We start from the raw sequence: 18,925 nt of genomic DNA, 5'->3' as shown, positions 1-18,925 counted from the left end.
TTGCAGCACTCTTTCAACGATTACACCGACTAACAGTTTGATGACGGAAAATCAAATTCATCACTCATAAGCGATTTTATACCGAAGGAATTAACCGGGGTAACAGTATTTCCATCATAACGATACAGTACGCCACCTGAGCCGAACCAGATATTTCCATCATTAGCTTCAAAAATCCCAAAAATCAGTCGCCCTGAGTTGGGATTTATTTGGGTTACAGTGGGCCTTATATCAGACAATGACTTTTCATCATAACGGGAAAGTATCCAGGTTCTGCCATTAGGCCTTGCTGAAGTAGTCCAGATGTTGCCTTTCTTATCTTCGTAAACCTGACCAACGAAATGCTCGGTGAAATTGGTAAATGTATTGCCGTCATAGCGCCAAAGGCCATCCTGGCCCCCCAGCCAGATATTCCCCTTTTTATCTTCGATTATAGTACGAACATTCATAAAAGGGTTGCCGTCTTTATTCCTGAAGACAGTAAATGTTTCTCCGTTGTAGACATAGACTTCTCTCCTTGTACTAAGCCAGAATTTTCCTGTTCGGTCTTCGAGGACAGCATTAATAGTATTATTGGGCAGCTTTTCTCTCGTTATAATATTCGGAATTGATTCTAATGTTTTGGCATTAATGATGGTAGCAAAATTATTGTTGGACAGTATTTCTTTCATTGAAAAATTCTGAAATGATTTCCCATCGTATCGGCTAACTCCGCCTTCACCGCCAAACCAAATATTGCCGGTTTTATCTTCGTAGATGGTAAGAACCCCATTATTGGCAAGTCCGTCCCTGGTTGTAAAATTTCGAAAGGATGTCCCGTTATAATAAAAAACACCTGAACCAAGAGAAGCGAACCAAAAGTTACCTTTTCTATCTTCCAAAATAGAAGAGAAAGCGGCTGAAGTTATCTTACTTGTGATATTAGTAAACGATCCCCCGTCGTATTTGAAGATACCGTCATTTGTTGCGATCCAGACGTTGCCCTTTTTATCTTGTTTTATATTACGGATATCACTGTTAGGCCCGAGGGACGTAATTACGGTTTTAGACCTGGTATCATCTTTTGACAGGTTAGTTTTGTTTTGTTCTTTAAAAGAAATGTTAAAAACTAACATCAGGAGCAAGGTGTAAATGCGTGCGTATTGCTTCATTTTTTGTTTTTTTACGTTACAATCATTGCTTAGACACCAGCTCCAGACTCATCGGATCCCATCGTCAAAAGATTGTCTTTCAGGCGAATCAAAGAGGTTCCATGATGTAGGAGTAAAGTGAGTAAGTGAAAATGGTTCTTTTATTTTTCATATCAGATCGACGTCGATGTTGTGAAATTCTTCAATATCTTTCAGCCAGGAAAATTCGGATTGTAAATAAAAATGTAAACTTTGTAAATAATCCAATGTTATGCATGGCGGCCTAAATCGTTTCTTTGGGAAACGTAAGTACCTGTATGGTTTAATCCCATTCCTGTTGATTTTTGTGGTCTACCTCGCTTTCAATATGACGGGAAGTGACGATTTTTATCTCGCCAGAAAGGAGGTCCTGCTCCGCAAGATCGGACATGAGCTGCTCTTACAGTCGGGGGACAGTACGTCAAGGGTGCTCCCGGTAAAAAAGGTTGCAGAAAATGAATACCAGATCAGGTTTGAGAAAGAGTTTACTTTTCAGCCTGATTCCCTGGTGAATACTACCCGGCGTTTGTTGGCCCAGGACCCGCTTACACGTGACTATGTTGTCAACGTTCTGAACTGTGGCAACGCCAGTGTCGCTTTTGGATATGCTATATCAAGAGATGAAAGGAATAATATTGTGACATGTTCACGAAGAGTACAACCCAGAGCCTGTTACATGATTAACATTAAGTTTAAACCTACCGGCACAGATAAAGCAATGATTGGATATCTGTTGGCCAGCCTGCCGTTTTTAGCATTTGCCGGGTTTGTATTTTTTAAATCTGCTAAACCTCAGCGTATTACAACTAGCGTCAGTGATATGACCACTATTGGTCAGAGCGATAGTGCGCCGGTACTGATAGATACTGAGGAAGATGGTCAGAGTAGTCAAAGTGCCCGGAAATTCACTTTTGGCCCGGTCTTGTTTGATGCAGAGAAACGGCAGCTGATAATAGGTGAAAAGTCTATAGAGTTGACCCGGACTGAAACGCGCCTGCTGCTCATCTTTGCCCTGTCTCCTAACGAGACGATAGAGAGAAGCCGGCTGCAAAAAGAGATATGGGAGGATGAAGGGGTTATTGTGGGGCGTAGTCTGGATATGTTCATATCAAAACTTAGGAAGAAATTGGAATTTGATCCGAATATCAACATTGTTGTTATACGCGGTAAAGGATATAGACTCGAAACTAGTTATGAAAGAGGGGCGGCATAGCGCATCTGGTGCCGATAAGTGAAGAATGCACCAAATGAAAAAAGGAACATCATCCGATGTTCCTTTTCACTACGTTGGTACCGCGTACGGGAGTCGAACCCGTCATTCCTCCGTGAAAGGGAGGCGTCTTAGCCGATTGACCAACGCGGCCTTTCCCGTTTGGGATTGCAAAGGTAGTAAAATACTTTACACAGCAAAATTTTTTTTAAATATTTTCAAAAAGCAGAGAATACCCCACCTTTGTACTACTATGGGAAAACTAAACATACTTATAGCAGAAAATGACGCAAATGGTAAGGTCCTGATACAGGAATCATTTGCTGATACGGGGCTATTTAATGTAGTGGCGGTGGCAGAAGATGGAAAGATCCTGAAAGACATCATGGAGGAATCCGATATCCTGTTCCCCGATGTGATCCTGTCAGCCGCAGGACATGGCTATGATGTGCTCTATTACATTAAAAGAAGTGATGCTTTCCGGGAAATTCCGGTGGTAACCTACTCTACCTCCGATAGCGGTAGTGAGGAACAGAAGTGCCAGCAAATGGGCGCTTTAAAACACTTTATCAAACCTGACAACGCTCCCGGCTATCAGAAAATGGCCAAAGAACTGTATGACCTCTTACTGGGGGAATAAATCATCCCGCCTGCCACACTACTAACCAGCCCCTCCAGGTTGGCCGGTAACACTTTATATACTAACTGCATTCAGCCATGACGATCAGTCATGGCTTTTTCGTGTTTGTACCTGCTTCGAAACAGGGTGTGGTGCCGGTGCTTTGTTTATTATAATTCATAGATAAACCATCCTCAAACCATATATAACCCATATATAACCCATATCTTTCAAATATGGGTTATATATGGGTCATATATGGCTTATATATGGGTTATATATGGGTTATCTCACCGAATGCACTATGGTAGAGCCCTCACAAGGCTATACTGGAATATGTATTGTATTAGTGGTTAGTTAAGAGAGGATTGTATAGTGGTCAATAATCTTATATGGGTAAGTCGCCTGAGCATAAATACTTATATGAGACGTTTGAAAAACAATGCCTTAGCAGGATAAAACAATGGCTTTCATGTAAATCCGGGTCGAACAATTGAGAAAGTTATGTAATTTGGCCCGCCGCAAATAACAAACGACTACTTATGAATAGGAAGAACCTATTTCTGCTTCTTATAGCTCTTTTTATATTCCGGGTGATTTATGGATTGTGCTCGGAATTCTGGTTCCCTGACGAATTACAAATCTACCTGATCGGATTAAAATCCTTCACCACCGGTACCTGGCCGACCTATGGCCCGGATGTCGTGTATACCAATACGCAGATCCCCGGGGCCTTACAGGGCTTGCTGGTTAGCGCCGGTTTCTATATTGCGAAACTACCAGAGATGCCGACCCTCATCCTGAACATTTTATCTTTTGCCAGCCTGTCATTACTGGCTTACTATATTACCCGCCGGGTAAAGGGCATTCCCGCCTGGATGGTTTGGGTGTTGTGTATGATCACTCCCTGGGCCCTGTACTATCCCACCAGGGTTGTAAACCCCTCCTACACAATGGCGCTTGCTATTCCTTTCTTTATCTGCCTGCTGGAGGTGTTACCCATGAGCAAGGACAAGTTCATCCCTCCCGGGCTGGCTTTCTTTGTAATGGGGCTCGCCACGACGATGATCATGCAGCTGCACCTGTCCTGGGTACTGTTGTTGCCATATGCCGGAGTAGCGATGCTGTTCTCTTACCGCCTGGCAGGCATAAAGAGTACGTCCGTACGTGTGATGGTATACCTGGCAGGACTGATCATTGGGGCGCTGACTTTAATCCCCACCTGGCTGCACCCTGATCCGGAAGCGGGTAAGGTAGGATCCAATGTTGTATTCAACTGGGAGAATATCAAAAATATTGTAACCATCCTGACGAGGTACTGGTCTTTCGCTTCTTTCGAGATACCCTATGTAATAGGCAATTCTGAGGAGAAATGGCAACTTATGAAGGAGCAGATCTGGGTGACGCCATTCCTGTTTTTCCTGCTGATAGTTGGATTTGCACAAGTGGGACTGTTCATTCTTTCTTACTTCATCAAAACAGATAATGAGGAGTGGAAGAAAATGAGGTGGCTGAACTTATTTACTTTCCTGCTGGTGTTTGCCAGCTTCTTTTTCTCGATCAAGGGGCCGTCTTCACATACCTTCTGCATGCTGTTGCCATTGCCCATGATCTATTCTTTCTATTGTTATGAGTGGCTGGTATCAAAAAAGGCATTCGTCATGAAATTACTGCAGATCATTATCATCAGCGGCATTTTCTTTCATATAGGCCTGGGGATTTTTAATTTCCAACACAGGTCACTGTATAAGGACAGGACCAAAGTGGTGGAAGCGCTGGACAAAATGGACTATAAAATATTGGGAGAAAGACGTTCTGACAAATTAGGTTACGGCTATTAAACCATCAGAACGGATAAAAATATAAAATAAAAGGAGCGTCCCTGTCAGAGACGCTCCTTTTATTTTATATGCCTGAATATTACTTGAATATTACACCGAAGAAGGCACGCATGTCGTTCCAGGATGCAGTGTCAGCTGCAGGGTTGTATGCGATAGGAAGGTTGAATTTCTTGCCGTTTGCAGTAGAGGCTGGGTTGGTGAATGCATGGGTAGCGCCTGCATATTCCTTGAAGGTGTAAGGAATGTTCAGGGAGTCCAGCTGCTTTCTGAATGTAGCCACATCCTGGGCAGGTACGAAAGGATCAGCTCCGCCCTGGCATACCAGGATCTGTGCTTTTGTCAGGCCCTTTACAGGAGGTACACCCTGCAATCCGCCATGGAAACTAACAACACCGTTTACAGGAAGCCCCAGTTTAGCACCGTTCAGCACCATGGAACCGCCGAAGCAATAACCGATCGCTGCAATACGGGTGGTATCTGCCTGCGGATAGGTCTTGGCTTTCGCCAGCGCCGCCTGCAGTCTGCTGAAACCAAGCTGTGGATTAGTGTAGAATGGTGTAGCATACGCTTTTGCCTGATCAGGATTATCAGCGTGTTTGCTACCTCCGTATATGTCTATGCCGATAGCCAGGTACCCAAGTTCAGCAAGCTGTTTAGCCCTGCCTTTGATATAATCGTCCAATCCCCACCATTCAGGAACGATCAGTACGATCGGTTTTTTAGCGGTGGTGTCATCGCTGAAAGCAACAATACTGTTCATTGTTACACTATCTGCCTGGATAGCAACAGTTTCTTCTGTAATGGTCGGTTGTGCGACAGTGCTGTCAGCCGCATGCTCTGATGTTTTAGGCTGGTTGTTGCAGGCTGTCATACAGAGCGCTACAACCGCCGGCGCGATAATTGTTGCAATGTTGAATTTCATGTGATAGTTATTGAGTTAGTTATATTGGATAGATATAAAAAAAACAGACAAAGGTAGACATTATACGGATTAGGCTGGTAGCCGCTTATCAAATAATGACTCTCATAAATCGTATTAAAATTAGCTTACTATTATCTAATTTCAAGGAATGGACCGTGGATTTAATACAACCATATCGAACGCTTTTCTTACTGATGCAGGAATATCACAACTGGACATTCTGCAATTGTTACCTGTAGCTGCCTGTATATACAATGCCAGTGGCAAGATGATATTTTACAACGAAGCTGCCGCGAAATTATGGGGAAGAAGACCAACGGTAATCCAGGCCGGGGATATTTACGATGCGGCGTCTCCGTGTTACACAGTGGAGGGAATCTATTTATCGCACGATGCAGCTACGCTTGCAGCATTGATAAAAGAGGGTACCCCCTGCGATGACTGGCAGGTTATACTGGAACGTCCTGATAAATCAAAGATCCTTCTCAAAGGGACCCTTCTTCCTTTGAAGGATAAATCCGGAGTGACGACTGCTGTGCTTCATTGCTTTCAGGAAGTGATGGGAACTACTGCTGCGCTGCGTGAAATTGACGAGCACATTACCCGTTACACGCAACTGAATGAAGAGCTGAAAAGGAGTGAGGAGCGCCATCATAAGTTGATAGAAGAGGTGGAAGACTATGCCATCCTGTTGCTCGACAAATCAGGTATCATCCAGAACTGGAATAAGGGCGCAGAAAAGATCAAGGGCTATCGTGAATCAGAAATCGTTGGGAAACATTTCAGTGTGTTTTATCTGCCGGAAGACAGGGAGAGACATCTTCCGGAAACAATGATCGCAAAAGCAAAGGAGACGGGGAAAGCTGTGCAGGAAGGCTGGCGGGTACGCAAAGACGGTAGCCGTTTCTGGGGAAGTATTGTTATAACGGCATTGCATGATGCCGAACATAATGTCATCGGCTTCTCCAAAGTAACACGCGACCTGACGGAGAAAAAACTATGGGAAGACAAGATCAGACAGTATGCAAATGAACTGGAGTTCCAAAATAAAGAACTGGAACAATTTGCCTACGCAGCTGCACATGATATGAAAGAGCCGCTGCGGAAGATCCAGTTTTACAATAACTATATTTTCGACAATTCCGGTCTGCAACTGCCGGATAAAGCCCGTGAATACCTGACGCGGTCTATCAGTGCAGCTTCCAGGATGCGTGGGCTTATTGATGATCTGCTGACCTATTCCCAGGCGTCTTCCTTCTCACAGGAAATGGTGGAGACAGACCTTAATGTCCTGATCAGTGAGGCAATCTCATCTCATCATGATATCATCGAGAAAAATAATGTGCTCATTGAGGTAGACCAGTTCCCGGTTATGCGTGTTATTCCTTTCCAGTTTGCCCAGTTGTTTGACAACCTGCTGGGGAATGCACTGAAATACCGGCATCCGGATCGTCAGCTACATATTACCATTCGTGCTGAAAAGACAGCAGCGCCTCCTGAGGCCAGGAATGCGGGCTTTGCGGAGCTGTGTTATTACAGGTTCTCAATAGCTGATAACGGAATCGGTTTTGAATCTGATTATGCAGATAAGCTGTTTGAACTCTTCCAGCGATTACACAGTCAACCTGGTGTTACAGGCTCCGGGATAGGGCTTGCTATCTGTAAGAAGATCGTACTGAATCATCATGGCCTTATTAAGGCATATGGTAATCCTGGTCATGGCGCCAGGTTTGATATCTATGTCCCCTGTGAATAAGGCCTCAGCTTTTACCTGCTTCCAGCATTTGCCTGGCGATGTTATTTAACTCGTCGATTTTAGTGGGCTTTACAAAATACTGAAGGGCACCTTTCTCCTTACAGCTCCTGACATGCTCAGGCTGATTGGACGTGCTCCATACTACCTTGGGAATAGCTTTCAGGCGGGGTACATCCCGGATTTTCTCCAATACCTCTATTGCGTTATAAATGGGCATTTTGTAGTCAAAGATGAGAAGTTCCGGCAGGCTGGCGTCCGGGCAGTTAAGCAGGTATTCAACGGCTTGTAGCCCATTCACCACAGAATGAATGTCTGCTGTTGGTTCTAGTCTTAAAATTGCGTCTTTCAGAATTTCCTGGTCTTCAGGATCATCGTCTGCTAAAAAGATAATTTTAGCCTTGCTCTCCATATGCTTATAACAGTTTTCGGCGCTTAATTTATTATATTCTTTTTAAAATAAAGCACTTCCGTGACAGATAGATTGTTTGCCCTATAATTTTTCCCTCCGGGCGGTATTGTCAATTGTTCGGGAAGGACCGTCATTCCTGGCCCCTTCTGAGGCGTATAAATTTGTGATTATCCTAAAACAAAAAGGAATACCATGACAATGAATACGCTACGTCTGGGCTGGATAGCTACAGTGCTTTTACCGCTGACCTTTATCGCCTGTAACAAGGATGATGATAATAATCCACCGGAAGGTACAGAAAAGAGAACAATCACCGTTGAAAATGTATTGAATTCCAGAACATTGGTAGAGTCAGGGACTTATCAGGGAGAGGGAACTCCACCCGTGATCCTGCCTGGCTGAGGCGGGAGACAATTCTCAGCTGTATAATTATGTCAAAGAGAATACCGGCATTTTCACTCCATTGTCGCCCGTACTGGTAGTGGTGTACAACGGCATTGACAACCCGATCTATAATCAGCGAAATTCCTAATCCCAATGCTTTCACGACGCTTCCGGCTATTAGCAATATCGTGAAAGTAACCATTAAATGACGAATACTATAAGAAGGCCCCTGTTGTGGGGCCTCCTTTCTTTTATCCTCTTAGATTCATGCCCCGGGAAGAATAGATAAGTCTCCGGGAAATCCAAACATTTCCAGTGCCACTATATTATATGATTTTAGATCCGTGATTAAATGCCTCACGGATGCAACTGGAATTTACAGATAAATCAACACTGGGCCGCTTTGTTATGAGAGTGGATGATCACTCTTTTAAAGGAGAAGGTGTAATGAACGGGCAAAAGAGCACGATCAATACATTCGTTATCAACAAAGGGGAAGCGCAAAGGGTCACTATTGATGAAATAGTGTATACCATGCCTACTCATTCTGTATTGCCACTGGTGGCTAACCAGCATTTCGTTTTTGAAAACCCCGAATTATTACTGGCCTGGCAATTCAACCGGGAGTTTTATTGTATTATGGATCACGACGCGGAAGTCAGCTGTGTAGGATTTATCTTTTACGGCATCAAGCACCCCATGTTTATCCCACTTACTTCAGCCGAGATGCATAGTCTGACTACTATTGAACAGTTGTTTCTGGAAGACATGCAGCTAAGCGACAGTATGCAGGGAGAAATGCTACGTACCCTGTTAAAACGCGTTATTATCAATATAACGAGGATCGCCAGGAAGCAGACGGAGTGTTACCAGCGGGTCACAGAAGATAAAATGGACATCATCAGGCAGTTTAACCTGTTGCTGGAGATCAATTTCAGAAAGGAACATGAAGTGATGTTTTACGCAGAGGCTATGAATAAATCACCCAAAACGCTGACCAATGTTTTCCGGATCTGCAATTGCCCTTCGCCTTCTACCCTTATACATAACAGGATCATACTGGAGGCTAAAAGATACCTGTATTATACCGACAAATCAGCCAAGGAAATAGGGTATAGCCTTGGCTTCGAGAGTCCCGCTCATTTCAGCAGGTTTTTTAAATTAAAGACAGGGTGTAATGTATCCCGGTTCCGTAACCGGCATTGTGAGGATATAAGCAAAATAGCCTGATGGCTTATGCAGCTTGAACGGAGTGGTGATTTCGTAGATTGAGAGGGAGACCATAGTAAGTATCAGGAACAGCTGATAAATGGCTGCAAATGGAGCGTATTTAAATGAGAAAAGGGTTAACCGGAAGGTAGAAACCTTCCTGGCGTAACCCTCTCCATTACAAGACTTACAACACTTACGCAGCGGTAAATGTGAATGAGTGTATAATGATTTCAACTTCCTGCTGATTAGACGGAGCATTACCGTTAAACAGCCAGAGGTTCATATGTACCGGTAAAGATAGTGTGCTTACATTGAAGCCTGCCGGCGTTGTCCATGGAAAGAAGGAATTAGCTTCATCCAGGCCGTGACCGTGGTAGCCCTTGTAAGACACTGAAGTGCTGGTACGAACAAATTTATAGGACGTATAAGTCCCGTTCAGTGCCAGCTCGTTGGTTTGTGATACACTGCCTGAGCCGGAAGCAGGGTATACGGTATAATTGTAGTTTGGCCATGCATTGTTTCCCCAACGGGCAAACTCGATATCTACTTCATGATGTCCGTCGTCACCTGCTTTATAGTTGAACAGACCCAGTACGATGTTTTTATCCAATTTATCTACAGCGCCTTCTACTTTCCAAATATAAGAACCGTATCCGAAGTTTTGCAGAGAAGTTACTTCAGCACATAACCATCTGCCGGTAGCGGCATCTTTCCTGATCTTCAGATGCAGGTGACCTTCACTGTCTACCCACACATTACTGGAACTCCAGTAGTTAGGGCCGGGACCGGAAGATCCCTGGTCTCTTACTTCCCATGTATAACCGCTGAAATTGATGGTAGTAGCTGCTTTACGTGCTCCGCCATCCGCGCTGGTGTTTGTTGAAGGGGTATCTGTTGTCGTGGCAGCTTCTTTGCTGCAGCTGGTAAAAATGGCTAGTGCCGCAATGATGATTGTGAGTTTTTGCATAAATAATGGTTTACTTGAAGGATCAAAAATTTTGGCTAGCCAGTATAATGACAGCTGGAAGGGAGGGATACTTTGATGCGGAAGGGAACTTTTTTTTCAGAAAAATGATGAGTGCTCATTTACAATGGGTTAGGAATGGAGAAACCCGGAGCTGGCAGCCCGGGATTGGTATACACGATAAGTTTGTGCTATTTCCTGATTGTTAACTGCTGGTTTTTAATTTCTGCAGGTTGAACCAGTTATTAGTCTCTCTAATCCGGTATGGGAAGGAATTACCTGTAATAGTTAGACATGTAACCTGCTCAGTGTCTCTCTTGAAACACCTAAGTATGCGGCAATAAGGGCTTTCGGTACGCGCTGGAAGAGGGACGGGTATTGCTCCAGTAATTGCTGATACCTGGATTGAGCATCATTCTTCATCAATGCCATCACTCTTTTCTGCATGCTGACAAATCCAGAAGTGATCTTTAATCTGCAGAAACGCTCGAACTGATGCAGCTCATCGCATAAGCGCTGTCTGTCGTCGTATGAGATATATAGCAGTTCTACATCTTCCAGGCACTGGATAATAAAGGACGATTTTCCGCCGGTATGTAGTGCCATGTAATCAGACACCCACCAGTTCTCCATAGAGAACTGCAGGATGTGTTCTTTCCCGCTGTCGTCAATGGTAAAGGTCTTTAGTAATCCTTTTAAGACAAAATATTCATGGTTGACAATATCTCCGGGTTGAAGGATGATAGAGTGTTTTTTAAATTTCCTGAGATGGTAACAGGGGGCGATACGCTCATATTCTGCATCGGTCAGTTTGACTAATTCCTCAAAGTGTTTTCTAAGTGCAAGATGCATACAGATCTCTTAAATGCCTCAAACTTAACAAAAAATATGGTGTGATCTACATCACATCAAATGCGTGAGCCAGGTCCTTGGCTGAGGGCCTGTATGGGTCTAGCTTTGTCAAAAAAACAAATATATGAGAACGAAGATCAAATATGTGGCAGCATTTATGGCTTTATTAGCATTGGCTTTTTCCGGTATGACAGCAAGCGCACAAACTAAAAAAGCGAAGAAGGTACTGATCGTGGTTACTTCTTTTGAAACGGTGAGCGCGGATATTAAGACAGGTCTCTGGATGGAAGAATTTGCTGCTCCTTATTATTATCTGATAGAGCACGGTGTAGAGGTAACAGTGGCTTCTCCAAAAGGAGGAAAGACACCTATCGATCCTGCAAGCATCAGTGAACAGTTGATCGCGCCTATTTCAAAAAGGGCATTGAATGATCCGGAAACGCAGCGTAAGCTTAATAATACGGTTAAACTTAACACTGTAAAGGCGAAGGATTATGATGCAGTATTCTATTCCGGTGGCCATGGACCAACCTGGGATATGCCTGATAATGCAGCGTCTATTGCATTGATCCAGTCATTCGTTGAACAGCAGAAGCCAACTGCATTTGTATGTCATTCTGCTGCAGCGCTGAAAAATGTGAAGACCAAAGATGGCGAATACCTGATCAAAGGTAAAACTGTGACAGGTTATTCTAACGACGAGGAAGTAGCAGGACAAACAGGTGCAAAAGGCGCTTTCCTGCTGGAAGACATGCTGAGAGGTCGTGGCGCCAACTATCAGAAGGCAGCTGAAAAATGGACTCCTTTTGCAGTGCAGGATGGTTTGCTGATCACAGGTGAGAATCCGGCTTCATCACAGATCACCGTTGAAAAGTTGCTGGCTACGCTTAATTCCAAATAAGCGCTTTCGCTGAGTCAACGCAGCGTAGGGGGAAGGTTGTTATTGCACAATAAGGAATTCTTGTTTAGAATTGTGTGTATACAAAAAGTCATCAGAAATGATGGCTTTTGTTTTATATATTGTTATACAATTAACCCTACTCAAAATGCCACGTATCATGAAAACACTCATTGTATTACTATCCATCTTATTTTGTAACCTGCACCTGGCAATGGCAAAAATGCAAGCGCTTCCGGACTATATTACTGTTACGCTCAGAAATGTAAAGAGCAGCAAGTACATGGAAGTGAGCGGAAATCCATTATGCCAGTTATGTACATGTGGCCCGATTCCGTGAGAGCAATCCACTGCAATGGGAATACTATAATGGCAGCGCATGGGGCAGCAGTCCCAGTTTCGGCAGTGCTGCTAAAATCGCAGATGGCAGGGGAACTGTGAGTGTTGCCTACCTGAATGGTAAATATATCCTGATGACTATGGATCAGGGCTTTGACTGTGATACAGCCAGGAATATATACATCGCTACTGCCAGTTCTCCGACAGGACCGTTTTCAGCGCAAACGCTGGTGTATACGATAAAGGAATATTTTAAAGGTCAATATACACGATATTATACGCCTGTTATTCATCCGGAATCAGACAATGGCAGGAATGAGCTACTGTTAACCTATTGCCTGAATTTTTCGGCATGTAGGCTGGAGTCCTGTGAGGGAGATTATCTGGATCCTTATTACTATCGGGTGAAGGGAATAAGGGTACCGTATGTGAAGATCGGTCTTTGATTACCTTCTACTCCTGGATACCGGTTTAGCAGCAATAAAATAGCAGATGGCTAAATAAACCGCTGCATAGATGAGGATGTATAAGTCATAGGCGCTATAATAGTAGGACCAGCTGGAAGGCAGGTAATCCCGGGAAAAGCCTGTGAAAAAGACGTATACAGCGTCTTTAAAGATACAAATGCAGTAAATCGCGATCAGTACCAATGTAAAGAGCACATTGCGTCGCAGTTTCCGCGAAAGCGTTAACAGGCAGGCTGCCGACAGGAAAAGGATGATTGGGAGGATAGTGGCACTACGGTATTGGTAAAAACTATCGTCAGCGTTGATTCGCCGGGCGTTGCGAAGATCAATGACCAGTAATATAATCATCAGAAGCGCAGCAAGAGCGGCAATGATATTGGCAGTAGATAAATACCGGGGCCTTATTTTTCTTAAATGGGAGTTAAAGACAGCCATTACAAGAAAGCACGGGGTAGAGATGCCATAGGCTAGCAGCAGGTACAGGGGGATAGTTGTGTTCATACTTAAAAATAAGCAAAAGGACGCGATAAAGTCAAATCGCCAGCCCCTTTCAGGCCGGCGATTTGTAATATTAAGCGCCCATAAGGTCGTCTTGTTTTTCTGTGACAGCTTTCTGTCTGAACACCAGCTCTTTGAAACTGGCTTCATTGAGTACATTATCTTCCTGGCCAAAGTGGCGGAGCAGATAATAGCGGTCATTTTCCTTATTTTCTGTATGCAACCAAAGTGCTTCCAGGTTCAGCGCAGGGAACTTCAGCACTCTCATTTCTCCTTCTATCTCTTTTTCCTGCAGGCTGAATTTTATTTTTTCCATGCCGTTCTCAATGCGATTGAGGTAATCATCGTCAGTACTTACCTGTAATACCTGTGGATCTTCTTCTGTAGTAGCGAGATCATAGAGTGCTACAGGTTTCCGTTGATCCAGTTCTATCACACGGAGGGAACTAGGCCTTTCAGGAATCGTGATATCCTTATCGATATCTTTCAGCCCTACAATATACGTGTGGTGTGCAAAGCTCAATTCCAGTTCGGCTGCGCTCTTGTCGGCCTTCAGGTCAGGACGCTGTAAACGTATCAGCGGGCGAACCTCAGGGATTGGCTTGAGTAATTCCGGTTTGAATGTGAGTTCTTTGATCCACATAAAATAAAAGTGTTTTTTCGTGATATAACTGTGTGTCCAGGAACCACTGCCCTGATAGTTGGTAGAAAACTGGTTAACGGTGAGTACGCTTTTGCCGTAGATAGGATCATCTATATGGAAATACTTTGTGTTAAAGATCTTAGACACGCCGTAGATCACCATAAAGTGCCCACCGCCACCAGACCAGCCTATACGGGTACCCACTACCAGTCCGGCATCAATCTCTGCTTTAACAGCTTCCCAGGTCATTGTACCATACTTTAATTCAACAAAGTTTTTGGTACGGGTGAGCGCCTTATCGAGGTACCAGGGTACATTACAAGGGCCCGGAACGGGTGATGTGCAGCAGGTCTGTCCTAGCTCGGAAGATGCTATTTTACATTGTGTCCATGGGTTCAGCAATGCTGAATAAAAGAACGATACGCTTTTGGAAGTCGCGGCCCAGCACCAATTGGACTGTGTTTGCGCTTCCATGTTAAAGTTAAGTACTGTGCTTGAATAAAATTTGTTCCAGAGAAATAGCTCTTCTACAAAAGGTTTTTGAATAACCTGCTCCTGAAGATTTGTGAAATTCATGATGTATAATGTTTGGGGTTGAAAAATCAGCAGCTCGTTGTGGAAATCGTGAGAACAAAATTACCTGCTTCTGTCATTTCTGAAAAGCGTATAAATACCTGATTTATGCGATCGGAACCCTATGGCCCTCATATGCTTACAGAAAAGGAATAGTGAGAAAAACGGTCCAGTTTGCCCCGCTTTTAATTATCTTCGAATACCCGTTGTGTCAATTGATGAGCAAACGCTAATACATTACCCTATGCGACAAGAAAAAAGAAGTGTTAACACCTCCGGCAGTTCTTCGCGGGCTGCGGCTAATAATAATAGTTCACTGGGGATATCGAAGACCGCTGTTGCTCCATTTCAGAGGAAAGACTCACCATCGCTTCATGGAAAAGAGAATACTCCATTCAATGACTCTTCTAATACCCAACAAATTTCTCTCAAAGGCCCGGGACTTGTTGTACAACGAACAGTTGCTGAGGCGTTAGCATATTATTCCGAATTAAAGCAGACGTATGTGGAAAGTGAAGATGAGGTAGACTTTGATAATATGACGGATAGAGAATTCAGACATTACAAATTGTTAAGAAATAGAGAGGGCTATGAAGAATCTATAGAGCGTCACAGAAAAGAACAGCATGAGGAGAAAGATCTATTAACGGAAGAACAGCCGCGGGGAAGGAAAAGAGCAAGATCAGAAACTGATAAGCCCGTAAAAAAAAGAAAAACGGAGAAATCAAATAAGAAGAAAGGATCAGGTAATCCTCAACAGGTAGGAATTGTGACCTGGAACATAGCTCACTTCGGCAGTGGAAAAGAAGCGATAGCATTTAATAAAAAGAAAGTCAGCGAGATCGCTGATATGTTTAAGAAAAACAAGTGGCTGGATATTATGGTAGTACAGGAAGTAAATGATGTTGAGTTGTTTGAAAAGCTGATAGACCGTGCCGGATTGCGGGTAATAACCGGCGGCCTTCCTATGGGGGCGCTTAAAAAGACCGGTGGCGTAGGACAGAGTGAGGATTATGTTGTTGTTACAAGAGCAAATAGTGATTGGAGCATAACCAGCACTGATTCTTACTATCCCGGAAGTGGCATGGATGTTTTGGAAGAGTCTGACAATATGGAGATAGGTGTGCCTGTACGACTTAACGAGGAAGAATTTAAAAAATCATTAGCTCCCCCCTTAACGGAGGAAGAAAAAAATGCCTATGTCAACATGACAGATGAGCAGAAAGAAAAGGATCTTCGTTCTGCTGGATTGTGGGAGTACTTCAAAGAACTGGAAAACAACGCTGGCGATGAAGAAATCGATTTCCACAATGAGGATGTTGATATGGAAGACGGATATTTCAAATGGAATGAAAGTCATAGAGATAGGGATGTTTGGCGTGACCGGGGAGGAAATTGGGAACTGAAAAGGCGTATCGAGGACGGGAATAACAGTATACTTTCATTTATAGAAGATCTTAACAAGGAATTGAAATCCCAGGGGTTTAAGCCGTTTGAAGATGTTATACCTATGGACAAAACTGAAAACAAACCTAATAAAGCTTATTATACTCAGTTGCAAACATGGGCAAATTCTGTCTTGGTATTCGTGAAGGGCCTGGATGAACCATCTTTCAATAAGTATATTGAGTACCTCGATGCGCATGTTCATAATGTAGCAACGATGGTTAATATAGAGGCAGAGGAGAAGGACACTTACAGACCAATACGACGGTATTCAATCAATAGTGAAGAAAGAAATGTAAACCTCGCGTTGAATGTTGTGCATACCTCGCCAAGTGATGAAGGAAAAACCACAGATGGTAAGAAGAGAATGAAGGTTTTTAGCCAGATATCCACTGCCCTTGAAGATATGTCGAAGCGTAAGAACCCGAATGAGGTGATGATTGGTGATCTGTACATTAATCCGAAGGATCACGTTGAAAGCAATAAAAAAGCCGAGACTGTTTTTGAGGAGAAGGGAGTGAAAATTGCTGGTGATACTACTGCCGCAACAAATAGATGGTCGAATAAAAAAGATAAGGTCAAATACAACCAGGCAGATATTATCCTTGTAAATAAGGATACCAATGTCGTGAGTGGTGGTATTGTTAAACGGGGAGGCGGTGGCCTGGAACCTGTTGATACGGATCACAGTGAAACAGATAAATGGACAACAGACCAGGGGAAACAAAAAGCGTTTAGTGATCATGCTCCTGTAGGTGCGATAATCGATCTTAAAAAAGGAATCAGGGTGGAGCTTCCGAAAATGGCGACTGAGGAAATGCTGGAGGACGCGAAAAAAGAAAAGGTAGAAATGCCCTGGAATCCGTTTTTTTCGATATTGAAGAATCCGCGAAAGGAGGAAAAGTAGGTGTGTGGGAAAGGTACGTAGTATCCTCGTTCATGTTGGTCCTGCATGGCGAACAAACGTCAAACTTTTTTTTGCAGAATTTCAGTTAGATAATGTAGGTGTTTGGATGCATATGGAGCTGATATACAGTTATTAACATTGGTTTTTCGGATTGGATTCAATTGTATATTGCGACCTATGTTTGGTCTTGATAAATACCAGTATACGAGTGATAAAACCTTTATGGCCTATCATTTTACCAGCAATGGTCCTCAAGGGTCAATACAAAAGATTGCAAAATTTAATCTTATTGAAGATAATCTTTACAATTTTGGATTTGGGGACTTAGATCCTGTAACTGGTGATATTTCCGATACCGCCGTAAGCGATAACAAAGACGTTGATGTTATTATGGGTACGCTTGGTTCAATTATTTATGATTTTACAAATTTATTCGCCAACTCAATAGTCTCTGTCCAGGGTACAAACAAAGTCAGAACCCGGTTATACCAGATGAATATAAATAAGCATTGGGAACGAATTGAACCGGTCTTTGAAGTATATGGATTATTAGAAGGTGATCAATGGGAGCTCTTCCGGAAAGGAGTAAATTATCAAGCATTTTTAGGATATCAGAAGGGGATGTTTATATTTTGATTATCAGTTTATTAGGTGTTTTTTAGAAGAGGATAAAAATAATTATCTTTGCATTATGTCAAATAAGCCAAAAAAGAAGGGACTTATCAAGGTTGGTACCAAGCCATTGGTTACTGTAGATCCGACGTTGCCTTCATTTGAAGGGCATCCTTTTTTTGAGAAAAAGGCTCAAGCTGTAAAAAGACTTCTCAAAAAAGTAGGCCTTCCATCGCATCTTAATCCCAAGTCCCGTTAATAATCGTTGTTTGTTATTGTAGCGAGCTACCATTGGTAGTGCGGTTATAGGCGTTTCTTATTAGTATGATACTATTTCAATTTATAATAGGTTTTCGCAATCTATCAATAATACAAAAACAAAAAGAGTAATAGTAGGTCGTTACATCTATAACGTTAAGAGGAAATATGTTATTTATGCAATATTTGTCATTGGATACTATCTATATCATCCCCTTATATTCACCAAATCTGACGCCTTCATCGGCGCCTCCATTCTCCTTACGGAATCAGCATAATCTTTCTTACTAATCTCACTTTTGTATTTCATAATTCTTGGTAAATAAACAAGCCTAGATACAATTTGCCATTCCTGGCTCAGATCCTTAGCCTTTGGTCCAACTGTCGCTATTAATACAGGTACCAAAATTTTCATGCCGCTTTCAATTTCAAAGGGAACGGTTTGTATATATTTAGACTGGTTATCAGCTGCAGATAAAATAGCAGTTTCATAGTCAAAGGTGCCGACAATACTATCTTTTATCTTAACTATATTGGATAGACCACATATGGTGTATTCTATTTTAATGCCTGAGGCAGGATCTTTTCCCTTATTTTCTATTAGCAGATATATAGTATGTGTCTTAAGCTTTTTTTTACTTGCAATATTCAGGCAAGCTTCTGTACATGAGAGCAGGCCATTATCAGCGATACGAAGGCTGGCTAAATTAGCGAGTTCAGGTTCTTTACTCGCACTTGAGCCTTGGGCCCGGTTAAGGTCTCCTGATACCTCTGCATAACAGACTGTCAAGCGCGGTTCTGCTGCGTTCAGAGTGTTTTTCTTTTCCTGGGTTTCAAGCGCATCTTTCTTCCATGTAATAACGTTTGTTACAAAAAGTGCATAGATAGTTCCAATTATAGTCAGTACTCCTGTGACAATACCTATTTTTCTCTCAAGGTTCATTTG

The 18,925-nt window shown here is 42.9% G+C and carries 20 protein-coding genes and 1 tRNA gene; 12 read left to right on the top strand and 9 right to left on the bottom strand.

The genetic code is table 11. The features are described 5' to 3' along the window. Window positions 1-29 precede the first annotated feature (29 nt). Window positions 30-1,151, bottom strand: a complete 1,122-nt coding sequence (locus tag BLR32_RS17990; protein ID WP_218124216.1) for a ligand-binding sensor domain-containing protein — start codon at window positions 1,149-1,151, stop codon at window positions 30-32. A 250-nt stretch (window positions 1,152-1,401) separates the two neighbouring features. Between BLR32_RS17990 and BLR32_RS17985 the strand changes: the two genes are divergently transcribed. Further along, complete coding sequence (locus BLR32_RS17985; RefSeq protein ID WP_218124215.1) at window positions 1,402-2,382, top strand: winged helix-turn-helix domain-containing protein; 981 nt, start codon at window positions 1,402-1,404, stop codon at window positions 2,380-2,382. A gap of 75 nt (window positions 2,383-2,457) precedes the next feature. Here the strand turns inward: BLR32_RS17985 and BLR32_RS17980 are convergent. Next, a tRNA-Glu gene (locus tag BLR32_RS17980) sits at window positions 2,458-2,532 on the bottom strand. Window positions 2,533-2,632: 100 nt separating this feature from the next. Here BLR32_RS17980 and BLR32_RS17975 point away from each other — a divergent pair. Further along, on the top strand, window positions 2,633-3,019 hold the full coding sequence (locus tag BLR32_RS17975) for a response regulator (protein WP_089834240.1): 387 nt from the start codon (window positions 2,633-2,635) through the stop codon (window positions 3,017-3,019). Between the two features lie 521 nt (window positions 3,020-3,540). Then, the gene (locus BLR32_RS17970) at window positions 3,541-4,839 is read left to right on the top strand and encodes a hypothetical protein (protein ID WP_143011514.1); all 1,299 of its coding nucleotides are present in this window, start codon (window positions 3,541-3,543) and stop codon (window positions 4,837-4,839) included. 79 nt (window positions 4,840-4,918) lie between these two features. Here BLR32_RS17970 and BLR32_RS17965 read toward each other — a convergent pair whose 3' ends face one another. Then, the gene (locus BLR32_RS17965) at window positions 4,919-5,761 is read right to left on the bottom strand and encodes a dienelactone hydrolase family protein (protein ID WP_089834238.1); all 843 of its coding nucleotides are present in this window, start codon (window positions 5,759-5,761) and stop codon (window positions 4,919-4,921) included. Window positions 5,762-5,909: 148 nt separating this feature from the next. Here BLR32_RS17965 and BLR32_RS17960 point away from each other — a divergent pair, with 148 nt between their 5' ends. After that, window positions 5,910-7,517: a PAS domain S-box protein gene (locus tag BLR32_RS17960; protein ID WP_089834237.1), complete on the top strand. Its 1,608-nt coding sequence runs from the start codon at window positions 5,910-5,912 to the stop codon at window positions 7,515-7,517. Window positions 7,518-7,521: 4 nt separating this feature from the next. On the opposite strand, the gene BLR32_RS17955 is transcribed toward BLR32_RS17960, so the two are convergent. Beyond that, window positions 7,522-7,926, bottom strand: coding sequence for a response regulator (locus BLR32_RS17955; RefSeq protein WP_089834236.1), 405 nt, complete (start codon window positions 7,924-7,926; stop codon window positions 7,522-7,524). Window positions 7,927-8,124: 198 nt separating this feature from the next. Here BLR32_RS17955 and BLR32_RS17950 point away from each other — a divergent pair, with 198 nt between their 5' ends. Together BLR32_RS17950 and BLR32_RS17945 are read left to right on the top strand one after the other, a co-directional pair. Continuing rightward, window positions 8,125-8,328 carry a hypothetical protein gene (locus BLR32_RS17950; protein WP_089834235.1) on the top strand — a complete coding sequence of 68 codons (204 nt, stop codon included), beginning with the start codon at window positions 8,125-8,127 and terminating at the stop codon, window positions 8,326-8,328. A gap of 345 nt (window positions 8,329-8,673) precedes the next feature. Next, the gene (locus BLR32_RS17945; protein WP_089834234.1) at window positions 8,674-9,540 is read left to right on the top strand and encodes a helix-turn-helix domain-containing protein; all 867 of its coding nucleotides are present in this window, start codon (window positions 8,674-8,676) and stop codon (window positions 9,538-9,540) included. Window positions 9,541-9,715: 175 nt separating this feature from the next. On the opposite strand, the gene BLR32_RS17940 is transcribed toward BLR32_RS17945, so the two are convergent. Together BLR32_RS17940 and BLR32_RS17930 are read right to left on the bottom strand one after the other, a co-directional pair. After that, window positions 9,716-10,489, bottom strand: coding sequence for a glycoside hydrolase family 16 protein (locus BLR32_RS17940; RefSeq protein ID WP_089834233.1), 774 nt, complete (start codon window positions 10,487-10,489; stop codon window positions 9,716-9,718). A gap of 285 nt (window positions 10,490-10,774) precedes the next feature. After that, a complete protein-coding gene (locus BLR32_RS17930) occupies window positions 10,775-11,338 on the bottom strand; it encodes a Crp/Fnr family transcriptional regulator (RefSeq protein WP_089834231.1) in 564 nt (187 codons plus the stop codon). A 124-nt stretch (window positions 11,339-11,462) separates the two neighbouring features. Between BLR32_RS17930 and BLR32_RS17925 the strand changes: the two genes are divergently transcribed. From BLR32_RS17925 to BLR32_RS17920, 3 genes are all read left to right on the top strand, one after another. After that, the gene (locus BLR32_RS17925) at window positions 11,463-12,239 is read left to right on the top strand and encodes a type 1 glutamine amidotransferase domain-containing protein (protein ID WP_089834230.1); all 777 of its coding nucleotides are present in this window, start codon (window positions 11,463-11,465) and stop codon (window positions 12,237-12,239) included. A 157-nt stretch (window positions 12,240-12,396) separates the two neighbouring features. After that, the gene (locus BLR32_RS33800) at window positions 12,397-12,576 is read left to right on the top strand and encodes a hypothetical protein (RefSeq protein ID WP_143011513.1); all 180 of its coding nucleotides are present in this window, start codon (window positions 12,397-12,399) and stop codon (window positions 12,574-12,576) included. After that, window positions 12,560-13,021 (top strand): DUF4185 domain-containing protein, encoded by a 462-nt coding sequence (locus BLR32_RS17920; RefSeq protein WP_218124214.1) that lies wholly within the window; start codon window positions 12,560-12,562, stop codon window positions 13,019-13,021. Before BLR32_RS33800 ends, BLR32_RS17920 begins: the two co-directional genes overlap by 17 nt. Here the strand turns inward: BLR32_RS17920 and BLR32_RS17915 are convergent, their stop codons facing one another. Together BLR32_RS17915 and BLR32_RS17910 are read right to left on the bottom strand one after the other, a co-directional pair. Next, window positions 13,022-13,543 (bottom strand): hypothetical protein, encoded by a 522-nt coding sequence (locus BLR32_RS17915; protein ID WP_089834228.1) that lies wholly within the window; start codon window positions 13,541-13,543, stop codon window positions 13,022-13,024. 70 nt (window positions 13,544-13,613) lie between these two features. Beyond that, window positions 13,614-14,759: a papain-like cysteine protease family protein gene (locus tag BLR32_RS17910; protein ID WP_089834227.1), complete on the bottom strand. Its 1,146-nt coding sequence runs from the start codon at window positions 14,757-14,759 to the stop codon at window positions 13,614-13,616. A 241-nt stretch (window positions 14,760-15,000) separates the two neighbouring features. Between BLR32_RS17910 and BLR32_RS17905 the strand changes: the two genes are divergently transcribed. The 3 genes from BLR32_RS17905 (at window position 15,001) to BLR32_RS17895 (ending at window position 17,980) form a co-directional block, all read left to right on the top strand. Further along, window positions 15,001-17,109, top strand: coding sequence for a hypothetical protein (locus BLR32_RS17905; protein ID WP_143011512.1), 2,109 nt, complete (start codon window positions 15,001-15,003; stop codon window positions 17,107-17,109). 177 nt (window positions 17,110-17,286) lie between these two features. Continuing rightward, window positions 17,287-17,745 (top strand): DUF6934 family protein, encoded by a 459-nt coding sequence (locus tag BLR32_RS17900; protein ID WP_089834225.1) that lies wholly within the window; start codon window positions 17,287-17,289, stop codon window positions 17,743-17,745. A 55-nt stretch (window positions 17,746-17,800) separates the two neighbouring features. After that, window positions 17,801-17,980 carry a hypothetical protein gene (locus tag BLR32_RS17895; protein WP_089834224.1) on the top strand — a complete coding sequence of 60 codons (180 nt, stop codon included), beginning with the start codon at window positions 17,801-17,803 and terminating at the stop codon, window positions 17,978-17,980. Window positions 17,981-18,187: 207 nt separating this feature from the next. On the opposite strand, the gene BLR32_RS17890 is transcribed toward BLR32_RS17895, so the two are convergent. Next, window positions 18,188-18,922 (bottom strand): hypothetical protein, encoded by a 735-nt coding sequence (locus BLR32_RS17890; RefSeq protein ID WP_089834223.1) that lies wholly within the window; start codon window positions 18,920-18,922, stop codon window positions 18,188-18,190. Between the last annotated feature and the right edge of the window lie 3 nt (window positions 18,923-18,925).

Source organism: Chitinophaga filiformis, from assembly GCF_900102545.1.
In the GTDB taxonomy this organism is placed as follows: Bacteria; Bacteroidota; Bacteroidia; order Chitinophagales; family Chitinophagaceae; genus Chitinophaga; species Chitinophaga filiformis.
Note: the sequence above shows the minus strand (reverse complement) of the source record. Positions and strands in the feature narration are given on the sequence as shown.

Bases quoted from the DNA above. Each gene is read 5' to 3' on its own strand.
- BLR32_RS17950 (WP_089834235.1), top strand. From the start codon at position 8,125: ATGAATACGCTACGTCTGGGCTGGATAGCTACAGTGCTTTTACCGCTG.
- BLR32_RS17900 (WP_089834225.1), top strand. From the start codon at position 17,287: ATGTTTGGTCTTGATAAATACCAGTATACGAGTGATAAAACCTTTATG.
- BLR32_RS17970 (WP_143011514.1), top strand. From the start codon at position 3,541: ATGAATAGGAAGAACCTATTTCTGCTTCTTATAGCTCTTTTTATATTC.
- BLR32_RS17985 (WP_218124215.1), top strand. From the start codon at position 1,402: ATGCATGGCGGCCTAAATCGTTTCTTTGGGAAACGTAAGTACCTGTAT.
- BLR32_RS17955 (WP_089834236.1), bottom strand. From the start codon at position 7,926: ATGGAGAGCAAGGCTAAAATTATCTTTTTAGCAGACGATGATCCTGAA.
- BLR32_RS17945 (WP_089834234.1), top strand. From the start codon at position 8,674: ATGCAACTGGAATTTACAGATAAATCAACACTGGGCCGCTTTGTTATG.
- BLR32_RS17930 (WP_089834231.1), bottom strand. From the start codon at position 11,338: ATGCATCTTGCACTTAGAAAACACTTTGAGGAATTAGTCAAACTGACC.
- BLR32_RS17940 (WP_089834233.1), bottom strand. From the start codon at position 10,489: ATGCAAAAACTCACAATCATCATTGCGGCACTAGCCATTTTTACCAGC.
- BLR32_RS17895 (WP_089834224.1), top strand. From the start codon at position 17,801: ATGTCAAATAAGCCAAAAAAGAAGGGACTTATCAAGGTTGGTACCAAG.
- BLR32_RS17975 (WP_089834240.1), top strand. From the start codon at position 2,633: ATGGGAAAACTAAACATACTTATAGCAGAAAATGACGCAAATGGTAAG.
- BLR32_RS17905 (WP_143011512.1), top strand. From the start codon at position 15,001: ATGCGACAAGAAAAAAGAAGTGTTAACACCTCCGGCAGTTCTTCGCGG.
- BLR32_RS17910 (WP_089834227.1), bottom strand. From the start codon at position 14,759: ATGAATTTCACAAATCTTCAGGAGCAGGTTATTCAAAAACCTTTTGTA.
- BLR32_RS17915 (WP_089834228.1), bottom strand. From the start codon at position 13,543: ATGAACACAACTATCCCCCTGTACCTGCTGCTAGCCTATGGCATCTCT.
- BLR32_RS17965 (WP_089834238.1), bottom strand. From the start codon at position 5,761: ATGAAATTCAACATTGCAACAATTATCGCGCCGGCGGTTGTAGCGCTC.
- BLR32_RS17960 (WP_089834237.1), top strand. From the start codon at position 5,910: ATGGACCGTGGATTTAATACAACCATATCGAACGCTTTTCTTACTGAT.
- BLR32_RS33800 (WP_143011513.1), top strand. From the start codon at position 12,397: ATGAAAACACTCATTGTATTACTATCCATCTTATTTTGTAACCTGCAC.
- BLR32_RS17890 (WP_089834223.1), bottom strand. From the start codon at position 18,922: ATGAACCTTGAGAGAAAAATAGGTATTGTCACAGGAGTACTGACTATA.
- BLR32_RS17925 (WP_089834230.1), top strand. From the start codon at position 11,463: ATGAGAACGAAGATCAAATATGTGGCAGCATTTATGGCTTTATTAGCA.
- BLR32_RS17990 (WP_218124216.1), bottom strand. From the start codon at position 1,151: ATGAAGCAATACGCACGCATTTACACCTTGCTCCTGATGTTAGTTTTT.